A 25,264-nucleotide genomic window follows, 5' to 3' on the forward strand; every position below is an offset into this window, starting at 1 on the left:
TGTTATATGTCACGCATAGCAAGAAGTATTCACGAAATTCGAGACAACCGCCTTGAAAATTCCCTGGGTTCGTCGGCGGAAAAAGACAAACCCGGCGACTGGAAGCCGGGTTTGCCAAGATCAGTTCAGATAGACGCTTAGAACGACGCGTCGAGGCGCAGGAAGCCTGAGAACGAGCCGTCGACCGGATAGCTGTCGCCATCGTTGTAGTTGACGGCCAGCTTGGCGTTCAGGTTCTCGACAATCTTGTAGTCGACGACAGCACCGATTGCCCAGTCGTTGGCGTTCAGGTCGACGGTCTGGCCGGTGACGAAGTCGCCGTAGTGACGGTCGCCGAAGTACTGGCCGCCGGCACCGACCGACAGGCTTTCGTTGACCTGGTACTTCACATAGCCGCCGATCGACCAGTCGTAACCCGAATAGGGGGCCAGCAGACCGAGCCAGGTCGCACCCGACTCGTAGGTGGCGACCGCCTGCAGCGTCAGGGCATCGGTTGCCTTGACGTTGACGATGCCCTTCAGCGCGAACTCGGAGAAGCGATCGTCATAAGCTGCGTACAGGTTGACCGAACCCCAGCCCTGGGCGATCGAGACCTTGCCGGTCACGAGCGGCATGTAGTCGAAGTTGTTGGCTTCTTCTTCCAGGCCGACTGACACGGCGATGCCGTTGCCGGCGTCGAAGGTGTAGCGGATCTGGTTGATGAAGGCACCACCGCCCTTGTCGAACTCACCGTCGATGCCGCCGTCGAACAGCGTGTCGTTGCGACCGATCATCAGACCGCCGACTTCGAAGTAGGCATAGCGGATCCACATGTCGGTGGTATCGCTGTAACCGGACGGCCCCTGCGTGCCGCCGTCGTTCTGCCAGTGCAGTTCGATGTAGCGACGGAAGGTGCCGTATTCGGTCTCCGAACGGGCATCAAGCTTGAGGCGGGCAGCCGAATACTTCTTCCAGCCGTCATCGGTGTCCTTCCAGTCGATCTGGTAGCGAACCAGGCCGCCGACCTTGAGGCAGGTCTCGGTGCCGGGGATGTAGTAGAAGCCCGCGCCGTAGACGTCGCAGATGCGGACATATTCCATCGGCTCCGGTTCGGCGACGACGACAGCGTCGGCCGCACGGGCACCAGAAACTGCGAGCAGAGCCGCAGCAGAGCCGAGAAGAATGCTCTTGATATTCATTATCCAACCTCCAGTAGAATTAATTCAAATGGCACAGAGTACCTTCTTATATTGAAAGCAACTTCGGCACCGATCAGACAGAAACGGTTTTTTGATTTTCGTTTCCGGCCAGCTTGAATATCTCTATCCGACAGGATTGATAAACATCAAAATTTGACATCGCGTCACAAAATCGACGAATCATCTAGTTACGTGATATAAAAACAACAACAATACTGTACAAATGAAACGATGAATACATTTGGCACAAATGAAACGTTATTTTTGACACAGTCCTTGCAAGAAAATCTCTCCAGGAGGACGTTCGACAGAGCCTATGACATCAAGGAGTGTTCTTTTGCAGCCGAAACGACGTCGCCGACCAGGTCTTGCTTGAGCAAATCGATCGGGGTCCGGCCATTGAGCACCGGCGAAGGATGGATCATCCAGTGCCAGGCCTGCCGCGGATGGGTGATATGGGCGAGCACGTCGCGAATACCCGACGCTGGCCTTCCGTCGACAAACTGCGCCAGGGGGAATACGTGGCGCTGCCGCCCCTTTCGCAATGCGATGACCTCGTTGCAGCGGAACCATCGATGCAAAGTGGACCGCGGTATGCGGAGATTTTCTTCCAGATAGGTGGCGCCAGCGACGCGACCCGCCCACTCCTCGATGGTCATGGAGTCGAGGTCACCACCGCGGAGCGTGACTTGCTGCATCGATGGGGCCGACGGCTGCGCCAGCATGCCAGGATCGCCACCCTCATTTGCCAGGCACTGGCGGGACGCCTCGACAGCAAGGGCACGGATGAATTGCGAGGCAAGGTCAGGCAGTTCGGGCGATATGCTGCTCGGCGGCTGCGCCGCCGGACGGGCCGTGACATCGAGCAATCTCCGCTGCCGCGCCGGCCAACCAATGGTTTCACTGTCGGCGGCGAATATATTCTTCAGCTCACTGATGAAGAATTCAGTGTACTTGTTGACAAGGCTAATGCCGTGCGCATGAATGTCTTCGACCATTTCCATTAATCCTTGCCAATGCAAAATAAAGCATCAAGCTGGAGATCCGATCGTGGGGCACCGCCGATCCTTGCGAAGCTCGCCCCGTCGATCGACGGGCGGCTAACGAGGCCGGCTCAACGCCGGACAAGGCCTGCAGCAGTACGCCCCAGGCCCGGTCGTCGGCCGCGCATATGCAAGACAGCGTTCATCGATACCCTCCCCTCGATGCGATCCGCGCCACGATCCGCACCCATGAGGCTCCTCCGCGGTCGGGGCTGCTCGGCCAGGCTCCGTCGTCCAATCGATGCTGCTGGCAGATCATGCCTACAATGACTTCTGCACAGTTGGCATAGTCGATCCGGACGATGCCCCTGCCATTCTTTGAGCGCCCGCTAACATTCCCCACGGGCATGGGCGACGCGCCTTGGTGGGGAAGCGACCGGCACACCACGCGGCCACACACGCGGCATGGCGAGCGTGACAAAGACATGGTACGCACGACTCGTCATGAGGAATGGGAGCGCGCGTGATAAGCCCGGAGCAATTTCTGGCCTCGGTGTTCTGGGCGCGCGAACTGCCGGAGGACGAGCGCGAGCGTGCACGACGCGGCATCATGCTGCGCGTCCTTGAGCCGGGCACCTATTTCATCCATCGCGGCGATCGCATAGACAACTGGATAGGTGTGGTCAGCGGCCTGCTGCGGCTGGGTTCGATCACTACCTCGGGCAAGGCGGTGACCTATGCCGGCCTGCCGCCAAGCTGCTGGTTCGGCGAAGGGTCTCTGCTCAAGGACGAGCCTCGCCAGTATGACGTCCTTGCACTGCGCCGCACGCAGGTGGCGCTTCTCAATCGCGCGACATTCTTCTGGCTGTTCGAAAACAGCGTCGCCTTCGACCGGTTGCTGGTGCGGCTCATCAATGAGCGGCTTGGGCAGTTCATTGCGCAGGTGGAGCATGACCGCACGCTCGATTCGACCGGCAAGGTAGCGCGCAGTCTGGCCTCGCTGTTCAACCCGGTGATCAGCCCATTCGTCGGCAAACACATCGATATCAGTCAGGAAGAGATCGGCTTGCTGGCCGGCGTGTCGCGGCCTGTTGCCAACCGAATCCTGCAGGAGCTGGAAAAGGAAGGATTGCTCCGCAGTGAAGGTGGCGGCGTGACGATCCTGGACCTCGACAAGCTGCGCCACTACGGCGAGTAGCACCGCGGCGCTTGGTGTCCGCCAGCGCCGGCAGCACAGCAAAATCAACAATTTAGGGGAATTTTAGCGGCTCGACGACACAAGGCCGGTAGCCAAGACTGAACATTGGCGACGTGTCTGTCAAGCCAGCCCTTGAAAAAGCCTGCCAAGGTTGCGAGCCTCGATGCAACGACCGGGAATACCCGGCGGCATACGAGGGAACGAAACGGGAGGCGTGCCTTTGGCACAAGGGAGCGAGACGCGCGGACACGACACGTTTGCCAAGCTGTTGTGCGAGCACGCACAAGTGCGGCCAGACCGTCCGGCGATGCGCCACAAGGATCTTGGCATCTGGCGGACGTGGAGCTGGAGCGAACTGGCCGAGACAATCCGCGCCTATGCGACCGGCTTGCAGCAGCTGGGTCTCGAGCGTGGCGCGACGATCGCGGTCATCGGCGAAAACCGGCCGGCCATGTACTGGACCATTCTCGCCGCGCAGTGGCTGGGCGCCATCCCTGTCCCTGTCTACGCCGACGCAGTTGCCGACGAGATGGCCTATGTGCTCGACCATGCCGACGTCGCATTTGCGGTGGTGCAGGACCAGGAACAGGTCGACAAGCTGATCTCGGTCCAAGATCGTGTGCCCAAGCTCCGCACCGTGCTTTATGACGAACCGCGCGGCCTGAGCGATTATGATCACAGCCGGCTTCACGCCATCGACACCATCATAGCAAACGGCCGTGCCCTGTTGGCTTCCGACGCCACTGCGCGCGCCGCGATCGACGCCGAGCGCGATCATGGCCAGGCCAGCGACATCTCGATCATCCTCTACACCTCGGGCACGACAGGTCGCTCCAAGGGCGTGCTGCTGACTGCCGGCGGCTCGATTGCGGCGGCGCGCGATACCGTCACCTTCGACAAGCTGACCGACCGCGACGAGGTGCTTGCCTACCTGCCGCTGGCATGGGTCGGCGACCACTATCTCAACTATGCACAGTCGCTGGTCGCCGGCTTCTGCATCGCCTGTCCCGAAAGTCGCGAGACCGCCGAGGCGGATACCCAGGAGATCGGCCCGAGCTTCTATTTCGCGCCGCCACGGGTGTTTGAAACCCTGCTGACCCGCATCACCATCCGCATGGAAGATGCCGGCGCGCTGAAGCGCTCGATGTTCAACTACTTCATCGGCATAGCCAAACGCTGGGGCGAACAGATCCTCGACGGCAAGGACGTCCCGCTTCGTGCTCGCCTCGGCTATGCCATTGGCAACCTGCTGGTCTACGCGCCGCTGAAGAACGTACTCGGCTTTTCTCGCATCCGGGTCGCCTACACTGCCGGCGAGGCGATCGGCCCGGATCTGTTTTCGTTCTATCGCTCGCTCGGCCTCAACCTGAAGCAGCTCTATGGGCAGACCGAAGCATTCCTTTATGTCACCGCGCAGCCGGACGGGCAGATCCGTGCGGGCACTGTCGGGCCGGCAACACCCAATGTCGACATTCGTATCACCGACGACGGGGAGGTGCTCTACCGCTCGCCGGGCCAATTCGTCGGCTATTACAAGGACGCGGAAAAGACGGCCGAGACGGTGACGTCAGATGGCTATGTGAAGACGGGCGACGCCGGCTTCTTCGACCCCGACGGCCACCTCAACATCATCGACCGGGCCAAGGATGTCGGCAAGCTGAGGTCGGGCGCGCTGTTTGCGCCGAAATACATCGAAAACAAGCTGAAATTCTTCCCCAACATCAAGGAAGCCGTGGCCTTCGGCCAGGACCGCGACTTCGTCACCGTGATGCTCAACATAGACCTCACGGCGGTCGGCAACTGGGCCGAGCGCAAGAACATCGCCTACGGCTCGTACCAGGAACTGGCACAGCGGCCCGAGGTCTATGCGATGTTCATCGAGCATGTCGCCGAGGTGAACCGGGCACTCGCGGCCGAGCCGCGCATGGCTGCCGCCCAGATCCATCGCTTCCTGATCCTGCACAAGGAACTCGACGCCGACGACGGCGAGATGACCCGCACCCAGAAGGTGCGACGCGGCTTCATCGCCGAACGCTACAAGCCGCTGGTCGACGCGCTCTACAACGGTGCCGACGCTGCCGACATCTCGAGCGAAGTGACCTTCGAAGACGGTCGCAAGGGCGTGATCTCGGCCCGGGTCCGAATCGCCGACACCAAGGCGATGCCAACCGCAAAGCTCGAGGCCGCCGCATGACCGCGACATCGGAAACCCTGCTGGCGGTCGATGGCGTATCCTTGTCGTTCGGCGGGGTGAAAGCCATCACCGATGTCTCCTTCGACATCCGCAAGGGCGAGATCCGCGCCATCATCGGCCCCAACGGCGCCGGCAAGACCTCGATGCTGAACGTCGTCAACGGCTTCTATCACCCCCAGCACGGCCGCATCACCTATAAGGGAAAGACGCGTCCGCACATGCGGCCCTACCAGGCAGCGAGCCAGGGCATCGCCCGCACGTTCCAGAACGTGGCGCTGTTCAAGGGCATGACCACGCTCGACAACATCATGGTCGGCCGCACGCTGAAAATGCACCGCGGCCTGTTCTGGCAGATGCTGCGTTACGGGCCGGCGATGCGCGAGGAGATCGAACACCGCCGCGTGGTCGAAGACATCATCGACTTCCTGCAGATCGAGTCGATCCGCAAGACGCCTGTCGGCAAGCTGCCCTACGGCCTGCAGAAGCGCGTCGAGCTCGGCCGGGCGCTTGCGATGGAGCCGGAGCTCCTGCTGCTCGACGAGCCGATGGCCGGCATGAACATCGAGGAGAAGGAGGACATGTGCCGCTACATCCTCGACCTCAACAAGCACTTTGGCACCACCATCGCTCTCATCGAACACGACATGGGCGTGGTGATGGACCTGTCCGATCGCGTGGTGGTGCTCGAATACGGGCACAAGATCGCCGACGGCACGCCCGAGGTGGTCAAGGCCGACCCGAAGGTCATCGAAGCCTATCTCGGCGTGGGGCACTGAGCATGCAGCAGTCTGTTGGAAGAGAGACGTTCCGCATGAACACGAGACGCACGACATGCCGGCCGGCTCGCGCCATCTGCCGGCTCGGCTGAGGGGGGTAGCAGATGCTCTACGACATCTTCATCGACCCCTTCGTCCAGATGGTGCAGATGCCCGACCTGCTGGTGCAGACCCTTTGGGAAGGGCTGGTCTCCGGAGTGCTCTATGCGCTGATCGCGCTTGGCTTCGTGCTCATCTTCAAGGCCTCGGGCGTGTTCAATTTTGCCCAGGGCATCATGGTGGTGTTTTCGGCGCTCACTCTCGTCGGCTTCTACGAGAAGTTCTCGGCAGCAGGTTTCTCGGGTCACGCGGCCGCCTTCGTCGCCCTGATCCTGACCGCAGGGGTGATGTTCGTGCTGGCGATGCTGGTCGAACGTGTCGTGCTCAGGCCGTTGGTCAACCAGCCCGACATCATCCTGTTCATGGCGACCTTCGGCATCACCTATGTGCTGATCGGCCTCGGCGAGATGGTGTTCGGCGGCGACCCCAAGCAGATGATAACAAGCGAACTGTTCCTGCCCAGCGGTTCGGTCGACGTCGAGATGCTCGGCGGCCTCGTCAGTTTCCAGAAGATCGACATCGCCGCCGCGATCATCGCGTCAGCAATGATCGTCGGGCTCGCCCTGTTCTTCCAGAAGACCCGCATCGGCCGGGCGTTGCGTGCCGTAGCCGACAGTCACAAGGCAGCACTTTCGGTCGGCATTTCGCTCAACCAGATCTGGGTCATCGTCTGGTTCGCCGCAGGCCTGGTCGCGCTGGTGACAGGCATCATGTGGGGTGCCCGCTCCGACGTCTCCTTCGCGCTCGAGATCGTGGCCCTCAAGGCGCTGCCCGTTCTGGTGCTGGGCGGACTGACCTCGGTGCCCGGCGCGATCGTCGGCGGCCTGATCATCGGCATCGGCGAGAAACTCGGCGAGTTCTACTGGGGGCCTTTGCTCGGCGGCGGCATCGAAAGCTGGTTCGCCTATGCCATCGCTCTGCTGTTCCTGCTGTACCGGCCGCAAGGCCTGTTCGGCGACAAGATAATCGAGCGGATCTGACACCATGTTCTATCGCGAGACGGGCCAGTTCAAACAAAGCTACGCGGCCGACCAGGCGGTGTTCCCGATCCTGCAGGACAGGCTCGGCCTGGCCGCCATCCTGCTCGTTGCCTTCGTCGTCGTGCCTTTGTTCGGCAACGAGTTCCTGCTCGCCTCGGTCATGGTGCCGTTTCTGATCTTGTCGCTCGGCGCGATCGGGCTCAACATCCTCGTCGGCTACACCGGCCTGTTGTCCCTGGGCTCGGCAGCCTTCATGGGCGTCGGCGCCTATGCCGCCTACAAGCTTTCGACGATCTTTCCGGGCGTCAACATCCTGGTCTGGATTCTCTGCTCGGGCTTCTTCGCAGCCAGCATCGGCGTGCTGTTCGGCCTGCCGTCGCTGCGTATCAAGGGCTTCTATCTCGCGGTCGCGACGCTCGCCGCACAGTTCTTCCTGCAATGGTGCTTCGTCCGCATCAGCTGGCTCTACAACGACAATCCGTCAGGCGCCATCGAGGTGCCGGCGCGCACCTTGTTCGGCCTCGCCATCACCGGCCCGTCGGCCACGCCGGTGACACGCTATCTGGTCGTGCTCGTCATCGTCGTGGTCATGACCCTGCTTGCCTCCAACATCGTTCACGGTCGGATCGGCCGCACCTGGATGGCAGTGCGGGACATGGACATCGCCGCCCAACTGATGGGCATCCGCCTGCTGCCGGCAAAGCTGTTGGCCTTCGCCGTGTCATCCTTCTATTGCGGCGTCTCGGGCGCGCTGATGGTGTTCCTGTGGCTCGGCGCCGCCGAGCCGTCGGCCTTCGACATCAAGCTGTCGTTCCTGCTGTTGTTCATGGTCATCATCGGCGGCCTTGGCTCGATGATCGGCAGCTTCTTCGGCGCCGCGCTCATCCACATCCTGCCGATCGTCATCCGCGGGCTTCCCGAGGCGCTCGGCCTGCCGATCGCAGCCGCGACCGTCGAGCACCTGACCTATCTGATCGTCGGTGCCCTCATCATCTTTTTCCTGATCGTCGAACCGCACGGCCTCGCGCGGCTCTGGCAGATCGCCAAGCAGAAGCTTCGTGTGTGGCCCTTCCCTTACTAGGGGCTGCCCACAAGACGGAAATGCAAACAAGTAGGGAGGAGAACGTCATGTCACTCAAGAACTGGTTATACGCACTTTCCGCAACAGCAGTGCTGACCTTGCCCGCCGTCCACGACGCGCAGGCCGAGGACTCGATCTACGTGCCGCTGTTCACCTACCGCACCGGCCCGTTCGCCGGCTCCGGCACGCCGATCGCCAACGGCATGCACGACTACCTGACGCTACTCAACGAGCGCGACGGCGGCATCGGCGGCGTCAAGCTGATCGTCGAGGAATGCGAGACCGGCTACGACACCAAGAAGGGCCTCGAATGTTATGAATCGGTGAAGCCCAAGAAGCCGGTCATCGTCAATCCGTGGTCGACCGGCATCACCTTGCCGCTGATCCCCAAGGCAGCCGTGGACAAGATTCCCGTGCTGTCGATGGCCTACGGCTTGTCGGCCTCGGCCAAGGGCGACACCTTCCCCTGGATCTTCAATCCGCCAGCGACTTACTGGGACGGCTTCACCCAGATCCTGCAATACATCGCGACGCAGGAAGGCGGCGGCATAGAGAAGCTCAAGGGCAAGAAGATCGGCTACATCTATCTCGACGCCAGCTTCGGCCGCGAGCCGCTGCCGCTGATCGAGCAGTTGTCGAAGGAACTCGGCTTCGAAGCCAAGCTGTATCCGGTTGCAGCCGCCGACATGCAGAACCAGTCGTCGCAATGGCTGAGCGTCCGCCGCGACAAGCCTGACTACATGATCCTCTATGGCTGGGGCGCGCTCAACGCCACCGCCGTCAAGGAAGCTGTCAAGACCAACTACCCGATGGAGAAGTTCATCTCGATCTGGTGGCCGAGCGAGGATGACGCCAAGGGCGCCGGCGATGGCGCCAAGGGCTTCAAGACGCTGAACTGGCATGCCGTGGGCGCAGACTTCCCGCTGCTTGCCGATATCCAGAAGCACGTCGTCGACGCCGGCAAGAGCCAGGTCTCGGGCAAGGACAAGGTCGGCCAGGTTCTCTACAACCGCGGCATCTACAATTCGATGCTGATTGCCGAGGCGATCCGCAGAGCCCAGGAAATCACCGGCAACAAGGTCGTCACCGGCGAGGACGTACGCCGCGGTCTCGAGGGCCTCAACGTCGACGACGCCCGGCTCAAGGAAATCGGCCTCGAAGGCTTCACCGGTGCGGTCAAGCTCTCCTGCGCCGATCACAACGGTCACTTCTCGACCTTCGTCCAGAGCTGGAACGGCACGACCTATGAAAAGGTGTCCGACTACATCGCGCCGCTGAGCGACAAGGTCGGTCCGCTGCTCGATGCCGACGCCAAGGCCTATGCCGAGAAGAACGCGCCATGGCCGGCCCGCTCCGAGGCCTGCGACGCCTCCTGAGGCTCACCCTGAACCCGGTCCCTTCCCCACATGGGGAAGGGACGATGACCCGGAGCTTGCTGATGTCTGAACATGCTTCCAAAGCGGTCGAGCCGGCCCGGCCGATGCTGTCGGTCAACAACATCGAGGTGATCTACGATCACGTCATCCTCGTCCTCAAGGGCGTGTCGCTTGATGTGCCGCAAGGCGGCATCGTCGCCATCCTGGGTGCCAACGGCGCCGGCAAGACGACCACGCTCAAGGCGATCTCCAACCTGCTCAGGGCCGAGCGCGGCGAAGTCACCAAGGGCTCGATCGAGTTCGACGGCGACCGCGTCGACCGACTGAGCCCAAACGAACTGGTGCGGCGCGGCTGCATTCAGGTGATGGAGGGACGCCACTGCTTCGGCCATCTGTCGATCGAGGAAAACCTGCTCACCGGCGCCTTCACGCGCCGCGACGGCAACCGTGCCATCCGCGACGATCTCGACATGATCTACGACTATTTCCCCAGGCTGAAGCAGCGCCGCTCATCGATGGCCGGCTATACCTCGGGCGGTGAGCAGCAGATGTGCGCCATCGGCCGCGCGATGATGAGCCGACCCAAGATGATCCTGCTCGACGAGCCGTCGATGGGGCTGGCGCCTCAGGTGGTCGACGAGATCTTCGAGATCGTCAAGGATCTGAACAGCAAGCAGGGCGTGTCGTTCCTGGTGGCCGAGCAGAACACCAACATGGCGCTGAAATACGCCACCTATGGCTACATCATGGAGACCGGGCGCATCGTCATGGATGGCGACGCCGCCTCCCTGCGCGACAATGAGGACGTCAAGGAATTCTATCTCGGCATTGGCGGCGAGGGCCGCAAGTCGTTCCGCGAGGTCAAGAGCTACAAGCGGCGCAAGCGCTGGCTGGCGTGATCTGTTCCGGGCAGCGCGGGACTAGCCACGGCAGCGCCCTGCCCCTTGTCCAAACTCCAGGTGAACCATGGTGACGAACGCATATTACGATGCCGGGGAAACCCAGGATCCAGCGGCCCGCGAGGCGGCACTTTTTGCCCAGCTGCGTTCGCTTATCGACGCCGCGCTTGCCGCGACGCCGGCCCTGCGCCGGCAGCTCGAGGGGATTGCGCCTGATAGCCTCATCGACCGCACTGCCCTGCAGCAAGTGCCGGTCATCCGCAAAAGCGAGCTGCTTGCCTTGCAGACCGAGAACCCGCCTTTCGCCGGCCTCACGCCCACCAGGCCCGGCGCACTCAAGCGCCTGCTCGTTTCCCCCGGACCGATCTTCGATCCGGAGGGACGCAGCGACGACTGGTGGGGCTCAGCCCGCGCCCTGTACGCCTCGGGCATGCGTGGAGAAGACGTCGTCCACAACGCCTTCAGCTACCACCTGACCCCAGGCGGACACATGATGGAAGCCGGCGCACACGCGCTCGGCTGCGCAGTGATCCCCGCTGGTGTCGGCAACACCGAACAACAGGTCGAGGCGATCACAGTGCTGAAGCCCACCGGCTACATCGGCACGCCGGATTTTCTCAAGATCCTGCTCGACCGCATGGCGGCATCAGGAGCTGCCAGCCCGTTCCGGCACGCGCTGGTTTCGGGCGCAGCGTTTCCGTCCACGCTGCAGCAGGAGATCGTCAACGCCGGCATCGACGCCTACCAGGCCTACGCCACCGCCGAACTCGGCGTCGCCGCCTATGAAACGGCGGCGCGCTCGGGCCTTGTCGTCAACGAAGGCCTGATCGTCGAGATCGTGCGCCCGGGCACCAACGAGACTGTCCCAGATGGCGACGTCGGCGAAGTCGTCGTGACACGGCTCAGCCCGGAATACCCGCTGCTGCGTTTCGGCACAGGCGACCTGTCGCGTGTCCTGCCCGGCCCGAGCGCCTGCGGCCGCACCAACATGCGGCTCGCCGGCTGGATGGGTCGCGCCGACCAGCGCACCAAGATCAAGGGCATGTTCGTCGACCCGGCCCAGATCGCCGCCATAGGAAGAAAATTCCCCGCCCTTGGCCGGCTTCGCCTCGTCGTCAGTCGCCAGGCCGAACAGGACGTCATGCTGCTGAAGACCGAAGCCGGTTCAGCCAACGGCGGGCTGCAAGCAGAACTCGAGGCGGCTTTGCAGGCAGCGACCAAGATGCGCGGCGGCGTCGAAATCGTCGCCCCCGGCACCTTGCCCAATGACGGCAAGGTCATCGCCGACGAGCGGCCGATCGAATAATCCAAGGCAGAAGCTCTCCAGCAAGCACCGTCTGTAGAAAGAAGCCCGGGTGTTGCCGGGCTTTTGTTTGTCGGGGTGTGGAGGGGCTGATGTGTTGTCTCAGTGATCCATGGCCTTGACGATTTCTTCGGTCATCTTCTTGGCGTCGCCGAGCAGCATCATGGTGCCGTCCTTGTAGAACAGCGTGTTGTCGATGCCGGCATAGCCGGAGCCGAGCGAGCGCTTGACGAACAGGCAGGTGCGGGCCTTGTCGACGTCGAGGATCGGCATGCCATAGATCGGCGAGCTCTTGTCGTCACGTGCCGACGGGTTGGTGACGTCGTTGGCGCCGATGACATAAGCGACGTCGGCCTGCGAGAACTCCGAGTTGATGTCTTCGAGCTCGAAGACCTCGTCATAAGGCACGTTGGCCTCGGCGAGCAGCACGTTCATGTGACCGGGCATGCGGCCGGCGACCGGGTGGATGGCGTATTTGACTTCCACGCCATTGGCCTTGAGCTTGTCGGCCATCTCGCGCAGCGCATGCTGGGCCTGGGCCACAGCCATGCCGTAGCCCGGCACGATGATGACCTTCTGGGCGTTCATCATCAGATAGGCGGCGTCGTCAGCGGCACCTGTCTTGACCGTGCGCTGGATGCCGTCGTCGACAGCTGCCGCCGTCTCGCCGCCGAAGCCGCCAAGAATGACCGAGATGAACGAGCGGTTCATGCCCTTGCACATGATGTAGGACAGGATCGCACCCGACGAGCCGACCAGCGCACCGGTGATGATCAGCGCGAGATTGCCCAGCGTGAAGCCGAGTGCCGCTGCTGCCCAGCCCGAATAGGAGTTCAGCATCGACACCACGACCGGCATATCGGCGCCGCCGATCGGGATGATCAGGAGCACGCCGAGCACAAGCGACAATGCCACGATCAGCCAGAAGATGGTCGTCGACTGGGTGGTGACCAACAGCACGATCAGCACGACCAGGCCGATGCCGAGGGCGGCGTTGATCAGGTGGCGGGCCGGCAGCATGATCGGCTTGCCCGACATGCGGCCATCGAGCTTGAGGAAGGCGATGACCGAGCCGGTAAACGTGATGGCGCCGATGGCAACGCCAAGGCTCATCTCGACAAGCGCCTGGCCGTGGATGGCGCCGACGGCACCGATGCCGAAGCTTTCGGGTGCATAGATCGCGGCAGCGGCGACCATGACGGCGGCCAGACCGACGAGGCTGTGGAAGGCAGCGACCAGCTGCGGCATCGAGGTCATGGCGATGCGCCGGGCGGTGACCGCACCGACGCCGCCGCCGATGACGAGGCCGAGCACGATCAGGCCGAGGCCGCCGGCAGAGGGCTTGGCCAGCGCCAGCGTGGTCACGATGGCGATGCCCATGCCGACCATGCCGTAGGTGTTGCCCTTGCGGCTGGTGGTCGGATGCGACAGGCCGCGCAGCGCCAGGATGAACAGGATGCCGGAGACGAGATAGAGGAAGGAAGCAAGGTTCAGGGTCACGTCACTTGTCCTTCTTCTTGTACATCGCCAGCATGCGCTGGGTGACGAGGAAGCCGCCGAAGATGTTGACCGAGGCCAGCACCAGGGCGACGAAGCCGAAGCCGGTGGCAAGGCCGGAAGCGGCGATGCCGACGGCGAGCAGCGCACCGACGACGATGACCGAGGAGATGGCGTTGGTGACGGCCATCAGCGGCGTGTGCAGGGCCGGCGTCACCGACCAGACGACGTAATAGCCGACGAAGATCGCCAAAACGAAGATGGCGAAGCGGAACACGAACGGGTCGACCGCCCCGCCGGTGACGGCATGTGCCGCATTGCCGGCAGCTTCGGCCGCACCTTCAGATGTGGCGAGATCCTGGACGCCGAGCCGGACGGCGGCAACCGCCTGGTCGAGCTGGTCGAGGGCTTTCTGAAGACCTTCCATCACGCGTCTCCCTCAGATGATGTCTTCGCGCCGGCGCTTGGCGCCGACTTCTTGGCAGTGGCTTTCTGGGCAGCGGGCTTTTTCGCAGCCGCCGGTTTGTCTGCTTTGGCGGCGGCCGGCTTCTTCGCCGTTGCCTTGGCAGGTGTTGCACCGTCGCTCGCCGGGTCGTCACCGCGGTTCTGGCCGGCCACGATCGGCTTCGGCTTGTCCGCAGCCGCAGCGGCATTGGCGAAGTTCGGATGCACCACCTTGCCGCCATCGGTCAGCATGGTCGCCTTGACCAGCTCGTCGTCGCGGTTGATGGCGATCTGCTTGGTGGTCTTGTCGACCATGGTCTCGAGGAAGGCGAACAGGTTCTTGGCGTAAAGCAGCGAGGCGGAGGCAGCGACCCGGCCCGGCACGTTGAGATGGCCGACGATCTTTGCCCCATTGGCTGACGTGACGACCTTGCCCGGCACCGCACCCTCGACATTGCCGCCGCGCTCGACGGCGAGGTCGACAAGCACCGAACCCGGCTTCATCGAGGCGACCATTGCCGCAGACACCAGCTTCGGCGCCGGACGGCCCGGGATGAGTGCCGTGGTGATCACGATGTCCTGCTTGGCGATGTGCTCGGCGGTCAAGGCCGCCTGCTTGGCCTGGTACTCCTTCGACATCTCCTTGGCGTAGCCGCCGGCGGTCTCCGCTGCCTTGAACTCCTCGTCTTCGACGGCGAGGAATTTGGCGCCGAGCGAGGCGACCTGCTCCTTGACAGCCGGACGCACGTCGGTGGCCGTCACGATCCCGCCCATGCGGCGGGCCGTGGCGATCGCCTGCAGGCCGGCAACGCCGACGCCCATGATGAACACCTTGGCAGCAGGAACCGTGCCGGCTGCCGTCATCATCATCGGCAGCGCCCGATCATATTCGGCAGCACCGTCGATGACCGCCTGATAGCCGGCGAGATTTGCCTGCGACGACAACACGTCCATCACCTGAGCTCGGGTGATGCGCGGCATGAACTCCATGGCAAACGCCGTCACCCCCGCCTTGGCCATCGCCGCCACACCGGCCTCGTTGCCATAAGGATCCATGGTGGCAAGCACGGCAGCACCCGGCTTGTAGCCCTTGACCTCGGCCTCCGAGGGACGGCGCACCTTGAGCACCACATCGGCCTTGGCGGCATCGCCGGCCTTGCCGATGACAGCCCCCACCGCCGCATAATCGGCATCGGGAATGCGCGACAAGGTGCCTGCACCCGTCTCGACAACAACCTCGAAGCCAAGACCCACAAGGCGTTTCACCGTATCAGGTGAAGCACCCACACGGCTCTCAATCGCATCCAACTCTCTGGGTATGAATATCGTCCCGGACATCCGAGGTCTCCGCGCAAATGTTCGCCCGCCGGGAAGCCTCCCGGCGGCGTTGATGCCGTTACTGCCGTATATGCCGATTTTGCGGATCGGCCGAACCGACTAGAGAGCCGCGCGTCCATAAGGAGGCGCCAAGGATGCGGCAGAGCTTAGGCGCCGTGCTGATCCTATCCGAAAATCACTTCCGATTTTCGAACTGCTGGTCTAGTGGGCGACGAGAATGCCCTTGGCCTCGAAGATCGCTCGGATCTGCCGGACATAGGCGTGGTAGTCCTTGTCCTCGTGAGTCTTGCTCCACTGGCGCGGCCTGGGCAGGTCGATCTTGAGGTCGAGGTCGACGCGGCCCGGGCGGGGCGACATCACCAGGACGCGGTCGGCGAGGAACACGGCCTCGTCGATGCCGTGAGTGATGAACAGCACCGTATTGCGCAGGCGCAGCCACATCGACTGCAGGTCCATGATCATCTGTTCACGGGTCAGTGCGTCGAGCGCGCCGAAGGGCTCGTCCATCAGAAGCAGACCCGGCTCCTGGATCAGCGCCCGGCAGATCGCCACGCGCTGGCGCATGCCGCCGGAAAGTTCCGAAGGGTACTTGTTGCCGAAGCCGGCCAGGCCGACCTGGGCCAGCAGTTCCTCGGCGCGCGCGCGGTATTTGGCGACGTCGAGCTTCTTGATCTCGATCGGCAACAAGATGTTGTCGAGCACCGTGCGCCAGTAGAGCAGCAGATCCGACTGGAAGACCACGCCGGTCTTCGGATGCGGCCGGCTGACGCCGTCGCCGTCAATGGCGATGCTGCCCGTCGAGGCAGGCGTCAGGCCGGCGAGAAGCGACAGCAGCGTGCTCTTGCCACAACCGCTGGGACCGACGACGGCAACGAAGCTGCCGGGTTCGATCTTGAGATCGATCTTGTCGAGCGCAAGGACGTCATCGTCCTCACGTGTCTTGTAGATTTTGGAAAGCCGCGAAATGTCGACCGCCGCGCCCATCTGGGTAGTGGCACTCATGGGATTGCCTCACTGAAGCTGTTGTCGTTGTTCGGCCGCACAGGCGGCCGAACTGATTACTTGCGGCCTGGCTATTTGGCGGCGTCGCGCTTGTAGGTGACGCGGGCTTCGATCGTGTCGATGATGAAGTAGAGCATCACGCCGAGGCCGGAGATCGTCACCACTGTGGCGAAGTTGAGCGTCGTGTCGAACAGCGAGTTGGCTTGCAGCTGCAGATAGCCGAGGCCACGTTCGGCAGCGACATATTCGCCGATGACTGCACCGATGACCGCCAGCGACACCGCAACCTTGAAGCCGCCGAAGATGTTGGGCAGAGCTGCCGGCAGACGGACCTTGAAGAAGGTCTGCCATTCGCTGGCGCCCATCGAGCGGACCAGGTTGACCAGGTTCTTGTCGAGCGACTGCAGGCCGACGACCGTCGAGATGACGATCGGGAAGAACGAGATCAGGAAGGCCAGCGTGATCTTGGGTGCCCAGCCATAGCCGAGATAAAGCACAAGCAGCGGCGCCAGCGCCACCTTGGGCACCGTCTGCAATGCGACCAAGATCGGGTAGATCGCACGCTCGAAGGCCCTGGAATAAAAGATCGCCAGCGCCAGCGGGATGCCGATCATGACGCCCATGGCAAAGCCTGCGACGACTTCGAACAGCGTGACATAGGCGTGGGTGGCGAGCAGAGGGATCTCGTTGCCGATCCGTGTGGCGATTGCCAGCGGCGTCGGCAGAACGAACTCCGAAAGCCCGGAAAGCGGGACCAGCACCTGCCAGGCGCCAAGCAGCACAACCGCCAGGATCAACGCCGAATAGCGCTCCAGCCATGGCCCACGTGATTTTTTCCTGCTCATGCCCTTGCCTTGCTTCTTCTGCGCCTGCGCGGCGCCGATTACATCCGTGCTCGCCACCGTAGCCTCACTGCGTCAGAAGTTCATTGGTATAAAAGGACGACATCGGCTTGGCGTCGCCGATTTCCTCGACGCTGCCGATCAGCTTGATGGCGTCGGCAATCGCCTTCTCGTCGATGTGGCCGATCGGCGTGCCGGCAGGCGAATGGATCGATGCCGAGGTCGCTTCGATCTGCTGCTGCACCACCTTGTCGGACGGACCCGCCTGCCAGACGGCCTTGAGCGCGGCGGTGGCGGCGGCCGGATCGGCCTTCGTCATCTCGATCGCCTTGGCGTTGGCGGCGAGGAAGCTCCTGAGCGCCGGTCCCTTCTTGGCGATGCCGTCGTCGCTGGCGACAACCGCCATGCCCGGCACTGCCAGGCCGAACTCGGTCAGGTCAAGGGTCGGGAACTTGGTTCCGGTCTTGTCTTCGAGCACCGGCAGGTCGTTGGTCTTGTAGACGCTGACGACGTCGACCTGCTTCTGCAGGAACTGCGGCACGCGCGACTGCGAGTCCATCTGGACCTTCGAGACCTTGCCGCAGTCGATCTTGTTGATCTCGCAGAAGGCGCCGAGATAGGAAGTGCCGGTCTCGCCGACGGCGTGGGCAATGGTCTTGCCTTCGAGATCCTTCGGGGTCGTCACCGCCTTGTCGGGATGCGAGATCAGCGCGATCGGCGATTCAGGCTGGTAGAGCGCGATGATCTTGACCGGCATGCCCTTCTGGATCGCCGAGATGGCGAAGATGCCGGGCAGGATAACGGCGTCTTCCTGGCCCTGGATCAGCGAACCGAGTGCGGCCTGCGAGCCGGCGCCTTCGCCGAGCTTCAGCATCACCCCGGCATCCTTGTAGAGGCCCTTCTGCTCGCCGAGATAGAAGAAGCCATATTCGCCCTTCAGCTTCCAGCTGAAGCGGACGTTGACGTCTTCTGCCATGGCGCTGTGGCTGGCAAGAACGGTGGCGACAGCAGTCGTGGCGATGAGCGCCGTGCCGCGAATGAGACCTGTGGCGTACAACATTTCTCTCCTCCCTAACGAGCACCTTGCGGGCGCCCCTATGGCCCGAAGGCCTGCCTCTCTCCCCGGAACGAGGCGCGACAGCTTTCGCTCTCAATCCTCATTCTTGATCTCATAGTGTGATCACATTTCATGATTGTCAAGCGATGAATCGGATGAAGCGGCGCGCGAATTCGCGTGTTCGATCAATGTCTCGGCGTGAACCTACTGCCTTAGCGGCAAGCATCGGAAATTGCTGGCGGATTCACCACGCGTCGAGACGACGCAACCCCGCCCGTTGCCGGGCGAGCGCGATCACAGATCAATGAACGTCCTGGAACTGCCTGAAAAATGCGAAACGAGCGCAGTCAATTGGCAACGGGGAAGGTGCTCGGCAACGAGCGTACGATGGCGCTTCGGCTCAGGTTGCGGGCAATGAACACCAGCCAGCCGCGCGCCGCATCCTGCGGCCAGCGCGGCAAATATTCGGGCGGGTAGACGACGTGCTGGACACCGTGGATGACAACCGGCCGGGGATCACCCTTGACCGCCAGCAACCCTTTGACCCGCAGGATCGATTGACCGCGGCCGGCCAGCAGCAATTCGAGCCAGTCGACAAAGGCCGGCCAGTCGACCTCCCTGTCGATCTCGACGGCAAAGGTCTCGATGCCATCGCTGTGCTGCCCCGCCATCGGCGTTTCGGCCATCTCGAAGTGGCGCGGTTCCCAGTCCTCGTCGTAACGGAAGATATCGCCGGCGCCGGGCATGGAACTGCGACTGGAAACAAGCTGGCGAACCTGAGGGTTCAACTTGCCGACCTCCTGGCCAAGCGCATCCAGCCGCCATGGTTCGACAAGGTCTGACTTGGTGATCACCACGCAGTCGGCGAGCGCAACCTGCTGGACGGCCTCGGCAAAACTGCCGATGCTGTTGGCGCCGCTGACGCCGTCGACGGTGGCAACGATACTGCCCGCCCGGTAGCCGCGGCGGAGCTTGATATCGCTCATGACCGCCTGCATGATCGGCGCGGGATCGGCGAGGCCCGTGGTCTCCACCACGACCCGGCGGAACGGCGCCACCTCGCCACGACGGACCATCGCCAGAAGGTCCGCCAGAGTGGATACGAGATCATCGCGCACGGCGCAGCACAGGCAGCCCGAAGACAACAGCACGGCGTCTTCGGAAACCTCGCGCACCAGCAGATGGTCGAGCCCGACTTCGCCGAACTCGTTGATGATCACGGCCGTATCGGCAAGCTCAGGCTCACCCAGAAGATGCCTGAGGAAGGTCGTCTTGCCGCTGCCCAGGAACCCGGTCAGCACATGAACCGGGATTCTGTCGTCAGTCGTCGCAGCGGCAGGCAACATGGTCAGTTGACCTCGAATATGGCATCCACTTCGACCGGCACATTGCGCGGCAGCGAGTAGCAGCCGACGGCGGCACGGGCATGACGGCCAGCCTCGCCAAACACCTCGACCATCAGGTCGGAGGCACCGTTGATGACCTTGGGATGATCCTTGAAGTCGGGCTCGGCATTGACGAAGCCGCCGAGACGGATGACCCCCACGACGCGGTCGAGATCGCCGTCAAGCGCCTGCTTGAGCTGTGCCAGGATGTTGACTGCGCAGAGCCGCGCGGCTGCCTGGCCCTCCTCGACGGTGAAATCGGAGCCGAGCTTGCCGGTGAACTTGTCCTTGCCGCCTTCGGCGGGAACCTGGCCCGAGACATAGACCTGGTTGCCCAGGCGGCGGGCCGGCACGTAGTTGGCGGCTGGTGCAACGGTCGCCGGCAGGCTGATGCCCAGGCGAGCAAGGTTCTGTTCAACTTTTCCCACCATGGCGGGATCCTCCCAGATCGTGATGTCAGTAATCGAATTGCAGATCCGCCCCTTGCGCGAAGGGCAGCTCGATGCCTTGCGAACCGGCAACGCTGAGCAGCGCCTTGCAGGTGGTACGGATGTCGTGAACGATGCCCTTCTTGGCAGCGGCGGCATTGCCGTCCTTCAGCGCCGCAAGGATGTCCTCATGGTCCGACGCATTCCATGGCATCGAGGGGATCAGCAAGGACATGTACATTGTCGGGCCGAACTGCAGCCACAGCGACTCGATCAGCGGCATCAGCACATCGGACGCGGCCGCCTCATAGAGCGTGAAATGGAATTTCTGGTTGAAGGAAAGGCAGTTGAGAATGTCACGCTTTTCGATCGCCACCAGGAGCTGCTTGTTGATCGCAGCGAGTTCGCTGATCAGCGCCGGCGACGCCCTCTTGGCGGCAAGCTCGGCCGCCATTCCCTCCAGCATCTCGCGCACGGCAAACAGGTCGCTCAGCTTTTCCGGGCTCAGCCTGGGCACGCGCACCGAACCGCCCTTGGTTTCCTCGAGCGCATTGGCTGCAACCAGGCGGCTCAGCACTTCGCGCACCGGCATGGGACTGGTGCCGAAGCCGGCGGCGAGCTTGCGCAGGCTCATCACCTGGCCGGGCAGGAAGGCGCCGACCATCAGGCCGCGGCGCATGTAGCGCAACACATGCCCATGGACGTGGCCGCGCTCCTTCTTGGCCGTTTCGGTGCCGCCGTTGCTGGCGTCCTCAGTCTTGTCTATCCGCATTCTGTTTCTCCGCCGCTCGCAAGGTTCCTCAAGAATTGCGCTGTACGAGGAACGGCGTCAGGCGGCGAGCTTGCCGCAGACAGTCGCCGGCCGGGGGCAGAAGTTGACAGGCCGCAATCTGTGATCTCATATTGTGATCAATAAATGATCTTTGCCGAAACGGCAACCTTTAACTGCCCGACTGGTTCGCCAACAAACATCGCGAGCGCCTGAAACACCCAGGCATCGCATCAGCCCCAGGAAGGGCCGTCCATGACTGCACAGCTTATATTGCGCGAACAGCTCGCCGACGGCGCGAGGATGAGCCGGTACGTGCTGCGCAACGTGCGTCTCAACAGTGCGGTGACAAACTGGAGTGCCATGGATGCCGCAGGGTTCTTTCTTGCTGACCTGACTGTAGAGCACGGCAGGATATTGGCAACAACTCCCGCGCGCAGCGAACCCACTGAAACAAGTGACAACGGCCTGTTTTCCATAGACGCAGGCGGTCGCGTCGCCCTGCCCACCTTCGTCGACTGCCACACCCATCTCGACAAGGGCCATATCCTGCCGCGCACGCCGGCGGCGAACGGGACATTCGACGGCGCACTGGCGGCAACACGCGCCGACCGGACCGCCAACTGGTCCGCGGGGGATGTTTTCAAGCGCATGGACTTTGCCTTGCGCTCGGCTTTCCACCACGGCACTTCGGCGATACGCACCCACATCGACTCGCAGCCGCCGCAAGACGCCATTTCCTGGCCGGTGTTCACGGAACTCCGGCAACATTGGCACGGTCGCATCGACCTGCAGGCCTCCTGCCTGTTTCCCATCGACATGGCCCGCGACGACACCTTCCTCGACGGCATGGCCAGGCGGGTGGCTGCCGGCGGCGGCACGCTCGGGGCGGTTGCCTATCCTGCTCCCGACATCGACCACCTGCTCGACCGCATGTTTGCTGCCGCGGCCAGGACTGGCCTGGATCTCGACTTCCACGCCGACGAGACCTCCGACCCAACAGCCAACGCGCTTCGGCGCATCGCCGAGGCCAAGCTCCGCGCATCCTTTGCCGGCAAGGTGCTGGTCGGACATTGCTGTTCGCTGGCGGTGCAGGACCAGGCAATCGTCGATGCTACGCTGGACACGGTCGCGACCACAAGCCTTGCCGTCGTGGCGCTGCCGACCTGCAACCTCTATCTGCAGGACCGCCGCAACGGCGCGACCCCGAGATGGCGCGGCGTGACCTTGCTGCATGAGATGAAAAAGCGTGGCATCCCTGTGGCGCTCGCCTCCGACAACACGCGCGACCCGTTCCATTCCTACGGCGATCTCGACATGCTCGACACGTTCCGCCTGGGCACGCGCGTGCTGCATCTCGACCACCCGAGCGGCGACTGGATCAGGGCCGTGACCACGACCCCGGCCGAGGTCATGGGTCTCGGAGCCAAGGGCGGCATCGCCGAGGGGCAACCCGCTGATTTCATTCTCTATGAAGGCCGCAGCTGGTCGGAGGTGCTTTCGCGCGCGGAGAACAACCGCATCGTCATCCGCAATGGAACACCGATTTCGACCTTACTGCCTTCATACGCCGAACTCGACGGGCTTGAAGGCCTGGCGCTCGGCTGAGTAGGGACGACGTCAGCGACCAAAAAAAAGGCCGCCGAAATCCGGCGGCCTTCAGACTGCTGACAAACCCCTGGCGAGAGTTGGGGGTTTGTGATTCAGTGGGTGATGTTGAAGCGAGCCGGCCCTGAACAAACCGCACTTGAGATCGTCACGCTCGATCAACTGGTTCCAGTTGATCACCTTCTGCGCAAGATCGATGGTGTTATCGATTTCTCGTTCATCCACGATCTGACAGCGCCGCTTTACTGCGCCGACAATGGTCGCCCGCCACTTGATCCGACTTTGATGTTCAAGGCGCTGTTCATCGGCTACCTGTTCGGGGTGCGCTCGGAGCGGCAATTGGTGCGAGAGATCGAGGTCAATGTCGCCTACCGGTGGTTCCTGCGGCTGAAGCTGACGGACAAGGTGTTCGACGCCTCGACATTGTCGCAGAACCGACGCCGGCGCTACCAGGACGAGACGATCGCGCAGGCGATCTTCGACCGCATTGTCGAGCAGGCGATCGGGGCAGGCTTGGTCGACGGCACGGTGCTCTACACCGACAGCACGCACCTGAAGGCCAATGCCAACAAGGGCAAGTACGACCTTGCCATGGTCGCCAAGTCGCGTGCCGACTACTGGGGCGAGCTCGACCGGGCGATCGATGCCGAACGGGCGTTGCACGGCCAGAAGGCGCTGAAGGAGCAGGAGCGGCAGCCTGCGGTGAAAGAGACGAAGGTCTCGCGCACCGATCCTGAGGCTGGCTATATGGTGCGCGAGGGCAAGCCGAAGGGCTTCTTTTATCTCGATCACCGCACGGTGGATGGCGGCTTCGGCATCATCACCGACACGTTTGCCACGCCGGCCAACGTGCATGACTCGATCGTCTATCTCGACCGGCTCGACCGCCAGGTGGAGCGTTTCGGCTTCGACGTCACGGCGGCGGGGCTGGATGCCGGCTATGCCACGCCAGGCATCGCCAAGGGCCTGGAGGACAGGAACATCCAGGGTGTCGTCGGCTATCGCAACCCGCCCCGGCCAAAGCCTGGCAAGATGAGGAAGGGCGCTTTCGTCCATGAGCCGGACCTTGACGGCTATCGTTGCCCGCAGGGCCAGTTGCTCACTTACGCCACCACCGATCGCGGCGGTTATCGCCACTACAGGAGCGACCCGACGATCTGCCGCAACTGTCCGCTGCTGGCGTCTTGCACATCAAACGCCAAGGCCGAGCGCACCATCACGCGCCATGTCTGGCAGGATGTCCGCGAGCGGGTCGATGCCAACCGCTTAACCGCATGGGGCAAGGCGATCTATCGACGCCGCAAGGAGACGGTCGAGCGATCCTTCGCCGATGCCCAGCAGCTCTTCGGCCATCGTTATGCCCGCTTCCGAGGGCGAACACGCGTCGCCTGCCAGTGCCTGATCGCAGCCGCCGCCCAGAACATGAAAAAGATCGCAATCAGCCTCTGGCCAAAGCCAAAACCAAGCCTCGCATGAGGCCAAAGCCGGCTCGCAACGGCACTGGCATCTGCTCCCCGAAATCAATCCAAAAGCTCAATCAACCCACAAAACAAAAACCCGCCGAAATTCGACGGGGTTTGTCAGCAGTCTGAAGGCCGCCGAAATCCGGCGGCCTTTTTACATCACTATACACGAGCGGATCAGGCAGTGGCGCCGACCTGGTAGAGCTCGACCTTGGTGCCGTCGGGGTCGGCGATGTAGATGGTCAGGCCATAGGGTCCATCATGCAGGTCGGTGTAGTACTTCACCCCGGCCTTCTTCAGCCTGGCATCCATGGCGCGCACATCGTTGACCTCAAAGGCGATGTGATCGAGCTGGCGGTGGTCCGAAGCCTTGCCGTGGATCAGCGCAATGCCCTGATGGAAGGCGGTGAACGGACGGCCGTCGGCCAGCGGCTTGGCCGGACGGATCGTGAAGCCGAGCTGGTTGGTGTAGAAGGCCACCGAGGTGTCAATGTCGTTGACCATGATCAGCTGGTGGCCATAGTTGGTGACCCGCGGCTTGATCTGCTCGCCGATCCAGTCGAGGACCTCGGACGAGTGGGCGATCTCGCAGAAATACTGCTTCCACACCTGCTTGGCGGTCGCTTCCCATTCGGCATTGACGCCCGACACGCAGTCATCGACGGCAATCACGTCGAGGTCACGCAGATAGGCCTCGCGGATTGAGGTCTCGACACAGGCGTTGGTGGTCGCACCGGTGACAAACAGGTGCTGGGTGCCGAGCATCTTCAGCATCATTTCGAGGCGCGTCTCGTAGAAGGCGCCGAAGCGGTGCTTGCGGATGACGAAGGCCGGATCGAAATCGGCCAGCGGCTTCAGCTCGTCGATGATCTGCTCGTCCCAGCTGCCGGCCAGCGCGGACACCTGCTTGCGGCGCGCTGTATGGCCAAGCAGCTTCTTCTTGGCGCGGTTCTGGTCGACCGCGAAGTGCTCCTGCATCGTCCAGATGACCGGGATGCCGGTGTCCTGGCAGCGCTTGATCAACTTCGCTAGCGGCGGCACGATCGCCGACAGGCGCTTGGTGTCGACGCCGGAAACACCAAGCGTGCCCTTCTCGTGGATGAAGGCGTTTTGCAGGTCGATGACCAGCAGCGCCGACTTGCGATAATCGAGAACGTCGAGACCCATCACTTGTGCTCCACCATGTCGATGCCGAGCACGCCGCCGCGACCCCAGCTGTCCTTGGGCGTCTCATGGATCACCACATGCAGGTGATCCGGCTTGCAGGCGGCTTCCTCGACCATGGCCTTGGTAATGGCTTTCACGAGGTTGCGCTTCTGCTCGACAGTGCGCCCCTCCCACATCTCTACGACGACGAACGGCAT

General features: G+C 62.7%; 23 protein-coding genes. 10 read left to right on the plus strand and 13 right to left on the minus strand.

Translation table 11 applies throughout. The features are described 5' to 3' along the window. Window positions 1-137: 137 nt before the first annotated feature. Both N7E70_RS29745 and N7E70_RS29750 read right to left on the minus strand, forming a co-directional pair. Window positions 138-1,178 carry a porin gene (locus tag N7E70_RS29745; protein WP_182574302.1) on the minus strand — a complete coding sequence of 347 codons (1,041 nt, stop codon included), beginning with the start codon at window positions 1,176-1,178 and terminating at the stop codon, window positions 138-140. Window positions 1,179-1,492: 314 nt separating this feature from the next. After that, window positions 1,493-2,176: an antitoxin Xre/MbcA/ParS-like domain-containing protein gene (locus tag N7E70_RS29750; RefSeq protein WP_246670704.1), complete on the minus strand. Its 684-nt coding sequence runs from the start codon at window positions 2,174-2,176 to the stop codon at window positions 1,493-1,495. Window positions 2,177-2,684: 508 nt separating this feature from the next. Here N7E70_RS29750 and N7E70_RS29755 point away from each other — a divergent pair. The 8 genes from N7E70_RS29755 to N7E70_RS29790 all read left to right on the plus strand — a co-directional run bounded on the left by N7E70_RS29755 (window position 2,685) and on the right by N7E70_RS29790 (window position 12,070). After that, on the plus strand, window positions 2,685-3,359 hold the full coding sequence (locus tag N7E70_RS29755; RefSeq protein ID WP_246765458.1) for a Crp/Fnr family transcriptional regulator: 675 nt from the start codon (window positions 2,685-2,687) through the stop codon (window positions 3,357-3,359). Window positions 3,360-3,666: 307 nt separating this feature from the next. Further along, window positions 3,667-5,553: an AMP-binding protein gene (locus tag N7E70_RS29760; RefSeq protein ID WP_269441484.1), complete on the plus strand. Its 1,887-nt coding sequence runs from the start codon at window positions 3,667-3,669 to the stop codon at window positions 5,551-5,553. Continuing rightward, window positions 5,550-6,329 carry an ABC transporter ATP-binding protein gene (locus tag N7E70_RS29765; RefSeq protein ID WP_192320476.1) on the plus strand — a complete coding sequence of 260 codons (780 nt, stop codon included), beginning with the start codon at window positions 5,550-5,552 and terminating at the stop codon, window positions 6,327-6,329. The genes N7E70_RS29760 and N7E70_RS29765 overlap by 4 nt, the downstream gene beginning before the upstream one ends. Before the next feature lie 104 nt (window positions 6,330-6,433). After that, window positions 6,434-7,408 (plus strand): branched-chain amino acid ABC transporter permease, encoded by a 975-nt coding sequence (locus N7E70_RS29770; RefSeq protein ID WP_263005304.1) that lies wholly within the window; start codon window positions 6,434-6,436, stop codon window positions 7,406-7,408. 4 nt (window positions 7,409-7,412) lie between these two features. Then, on the plus strand, window positions 7,413-8,489 hold the full coding sequence (locus tag N7E70_RS29775) for a branched-chain amino acid ABC transporter permease (protein ID WP_263005305.1): 1,077 nt from the start codon (window positions 7,413-7,415) through the stop codon (window positions 8,487-8,489). A gap of 47 nt (window positions 8,490-8,536) precedes the next feature. After that, window positions 8,537-9,865 carry an ABC transporter substrate-binding protein gene (locus tag N7E70_RS29780; RefSeq protein ID WP_263005306.1) on the plus strand — a complete coding sequence of 443 codons (1,329 nt, stop codon included), beginning with the start codon at window positions 8,537-8,539 and terminating at the stop codon, window positions 9,863-9,865. A 62-nt stretch (window positions 9,866-9,927) separates the two neighbouring features. Then, a complete protein-coding gene (locus tag N7E70_RS29785) occupies window positions 9,928-10,764 on the plus strand; it encodes an ABC transporter ATP-binding protein (RefSeq protein ID WP_182574300.1) in 837 nt (278 codons plus the stop codon). 67 nt (window positions 10,765-10,831) lie between these two features. Continuing rightward, the gene (locus N7E70_RS29790; RefSeq protein ID WP_263005307.1) at window positions 10,832-12,070 is read left to right on the plus strand and encodes a phenylacetate--CoA ligase family protein; all 1,239 of its coding nucleotides are present in this window, start codon (window positions 10,832-10,834) and stop codon (window positions 12,068-12,070) included. 99 nt (window positions 12,071-12,169) lie between these two features. On the opposite strand, the gene N7E70_RS29795 is transcribed toward N7E70_RS29790, so the two are convergent. From N7E70_RS29795 to N7E70_RS29835, 9 genes are all read right to left on the minus strand, one after another. Beyond that, complete coding sequence (locus N7E70_RS29795; protein ID WP_185910326.1) at window positions 12,170-13,567, minus strand: NAD(P)(+) transhydrogenase (Re/Si-specific) subunit beta; 1,398 nt, start codon at window positions 13,565-13,567, stop codon at window positions 12,170-12,172. Between the two features lies 1 nt (window position 13,568). Beyond that, window positions 13,569-13,991: a proton-translocating transhydrogenase family protein gene (locus N7E70_RS29800; RefSeq protein ID WP_067958142.1), complete on the minus strand. Its 423-nt coding sequence runs from the start codon at window positions 13,989-13,991 to the stop codon at window positions 13,569-13,571. After that, window positions 13,991-15,346, minus strand: coding sequence for a Re/Si-specific NAD(P)(+) transhydrogenase subunit alpha (locus tag N7E70_RS29805; RefSeq protein WP_263005308.1), 1,356 nt, complete (start codon window positions 15,344-15,346; stop codon window positions 13,991-13,993). Before N7E70_RS29805 ends, N7E70_RS29800 begins: the two co-directional genes overlap by 1 nt. A gap of 201 nt (window positions 15,347-15,547) precedes the next feature. Then, the gene (locus tag N7E70_RS29810) at window positions 15,548-16,348 is read right to left on the minus strand and encodes an ABC transporter ATP-binding protein (protein WP_067967511.1); all 801 of its coding nucleotides are present in this window, start codon (window positions 16,346-16,348) and stop codon (window positions 15,548-15,550) included. 71 nt (window positions 16,349-16,419) lie between these two features. Beyond that, window positions 16,420-17,250 (minus strand): ABC transporter permease, encoded by an 831-nt coding sequence (locus tag N7E70_RS29815; RefSeq protein ID WP_246765459.1) that lies wholly within the window; start codon window positions 17,248-17,250, stop codon window positions 16,420-16,422. Between the two features lie 7 nt (window positions 17,251-17,257). Then, window positions 17,258-18,250, minus strand: coding sequence for an ABC transporter substrate-binding protein (locus N7E70_RS29820; protein ID WP_263005309.1), 993 nt, complete (start codon window positions 18,248-18,250; stop codon window positions 17,258-17,260). A 344-nt stretch (window positions 18,251-18,594) separates the two neighbouring features. Then, the gene (locus N7E70_RS29825) at window positions 18,595-19,593 is read right to left on the minus strand and encodes a CobW family GTP-binding protein (protein ID WP_263005310.1); all 999 of its coding nucleotides are present in this window, start codon (window positions 19,591-19,593) and stop codon (window positions 18,595-18,597) included. A gap of 2 nt (window positions 19,594-19,595) precedes the next feature. Beyond that, complete coding sequence (locus N7E70_RS29830; RefSeq protein ID WP_067967501.1) at window positions 19,596-20,063, minus strand: RidA family protein; 468 nt, start codon at window positions 20,061-20,063, stop codon at window positions 19,596-19,598. A 25-nt stretch (window positions 20,064-20,088) separates the two neighbouring features. Continuing rightward, window positions 20,089-20,832 (minus strand): GntR family transcriptional regulator, encoded by a 744-nt coding sequence (locus N7E70_RS29835; RefSeq protein WP_067967496.1) that lies wholly within the window; start codon window positions 20,830-20,832, stop codon window positions 20,089-20,091. Window positions 20,833-21,084: 252 nt separating this feature from the next. Between N7E70_RS29835 and N7E70_RS29840 the strand changes: the two genes are divergently transcribed. Both N7E70_RS29840 and N7E70_RS29845 read left to right on the plus strand, forming a co-directional pair. After that, entirely contained in the window at window positions 21,085-22,437 is a 1,353-nt protein-coding gene (locus N7E70_RS29840; protein ID WP_263005311.1) for a cytosine deaminase, read from the plus strand. Window positions 22,438-22,542: 105 nt separating this feature from the next. Continuing rightward, entirely contained in the window at window positions 22,543-23,913 is a 1,371-nt protein-coding gene (locus tag N7E70_RS29845; protein WP_263005312.1) for an IS1182 family transposase, read from the plus strand. A gap of 164 nt (window positions 23,914-24,077) precedes the next feature. Here the strand turns inward: N7E70_RS29845 and N7E70_RS29850 are convergent, their stop codons facing one another. Together N7E70_RS29850 and N7E70_RS29855 are read right to left on the minus strand one after the other, a co-directional pair. After that, window positions 24,078-25,067: an isochorismatase family protein gene (locus tag N7E70_RS29850; RefSeq protein WP_067967494.1), complete on the minus strand. Its 990-nt coding sequence runs from the start codon at window positions 25,065-25,067 to the stop codon at window positions 24,078-24,080. Further along, on the minus strand, window positions 25,067-25,264 hold the full coding sequence (locus tag N7E70_RS29855; protein ID WP_018431063.1) for a 2-hydroxymuconate tautomerase: 198 nt from the start codon (window positions 25,262-25,264) through the stop codon (window positions 25,067-25,069). The genes N7E70_RS29850 and N7E70_RS29855 overlap by 1 nt, the downstream gene beginning before the upstream one ends.

Origin of the sequence: Aminobacter sp. NyZ550, assembly GCF_025628925.2 — a bacterium.
GTDB lineage: Bacteria > Pseudomonadota > Alphaproteobacteria > Rhizobiales > Rhizobiaceae > Aminobacter > Aminobacter ciceronei.

Excerpts from the sequence above, each read along its gene's own strand:
- N7E70_RS29745 (WP_182574302.1), bottom strand. The coding sequence starts at position 1,178 with ATGAATATCAAGAGCATTCTTCTCGGCTCTGCTGCGGCTCTGCTCGCA.
- N7E70_RS29750 (WP_246670704.1), bottom strand. The coding sequence starts at position 2,176 with ATGGTCGAAGACATTCATGCGCACGGCATTAGCCTTGTCAACAAGTAC.
- N7E70_RS29760 (WP_269441484.1), top strand. The coding sequence starts at position 3,667 with ATGCGCCACAAGGATCTTGGCATCTGGCGGACGTGGAGCTGGAGCGAA.
- N7E70_RS29765 (WP_192320476.1), top strand. The coding sequence starts at position 5,550 with ATGACCGCGACATCGGAAACCCTGCTGGCGGTCGATGGCGTATCCTTG.
- N7E70_RS29770 (WP_263005304.1), top strand. The coding sequence starts at position 6,434 with ATGCTCTACGACATCTTCATCGACCCCTTCGTCCAGATGGTGCAGATG.
- N7E70_RS29775 (WP_263005305.1), top strand. The coding sequence starts at position 7,413 with ATGTTCTATCGCGAGACGGGCCAGTTCAAACAAAGCTACGCGGCCGAC.
- N7E70_RS29780 (WP_263005306.1), top strand. The coding sequence starts at position 8,537 with ATGTCACTCAAGAACTGGTTATACGCACTTTCCGCAACAGCAGTGCTG.
- N7E70_RS29785 (WP_182574300.1), top strand. The coding sequence starts at position 9,928 with ATGTCTGAACATGCTTCCAAAGCGGTCGAGCCGGCCCGGCCGATGCTG.
- N7E70_RS29790 (WP_263005307.1), top strand. The coding sequence starts at position 10,832 with ATGGTGACGAACGCATATTACGATGCCGGGGAAACCCAGGATCCAGCG.
- N7E70_RS29800 (WP_067958142.1), bottom strand. The coding sequence starts at position 13,991 with ATGGAAGGTCTTCAGAAAGCCCTCGACCAGCTCGACCAGGCGGTTGCC.
- N7E70_RS29805 (WP_263005308.1), bottom strand. The coding sequence starts at position 15,346 with ATGTCCGGGACGATATTCATACCCAGAGAGTTGGATGCGATTGAGAGC.
- N7E70_RS29810 (WP_067967511.1), bottom strand. The coding sequence starts at position 16,348 with ATGAGTGCCACTACCCAGATGGGCGCGGCGGTCGACATTTCGCGGCTT.
- N7E70_RS29820 (WP_263005309.1), bottom strand. The coding sequence starts at position 18,250 with ATGTTGTACGCCACAGGTCTCATTCGCGGCACGGCGCTCATCGCCACG.
- N7E70_RS29825 (WP_263005310.1), bottom strand. The coding sequence starts at position 19,593 with ATGTTGCCTGCCGCTGCGACGACTGACGACAGAATCCCGGTTCATGTG.
- N7E70_RS29830 (WP_067967501.1), bottom strand. The coding sequence starts at position 20,063 with ATGGTGGGAAAAGTTGAACAGAACCTTGCTCGCCTGGGCATCAGCCTG.
- N7E70_RS29835 (WP_067967496.1), bottom strand. The coding sequence starts at position 20,832 with ATGCGGATAGACAAGACTGAGGACGCCAGCAACGGCGGCACCGAAACG.
- N7E70_RS29840 (WP_263005311.1), top strand. The coding sequence starts at position 21,085 with ATGACTGCACAGCTTATATTGCGCGAACAGCTCGCCGACGGCGCGAGG.
- N7E70_RS29845 (WP_263005312.1), top strand. The coding sequence starts at position 22,543 with ATGTTGAAGCGAGCCGGCCCTGAACAAACCGCACTTGAGATCGTCACG.
- N7E70_RS29850 (WP_067967494.1), bottom strand. The coding sequence starts at position 25,067 with ATGGGTCTCGACGTTCTCGATTATCGCAAGTCGGCGCTGCTGGTCATC.
- N7E70_RS29855 (WP_018431063.1), bottom strand. The coding sequence starts at position 25,264 with ATGCCGTTCGTCGTCGTAGAGATGTGGGAGGGGCGCACTGTCGAGCAG.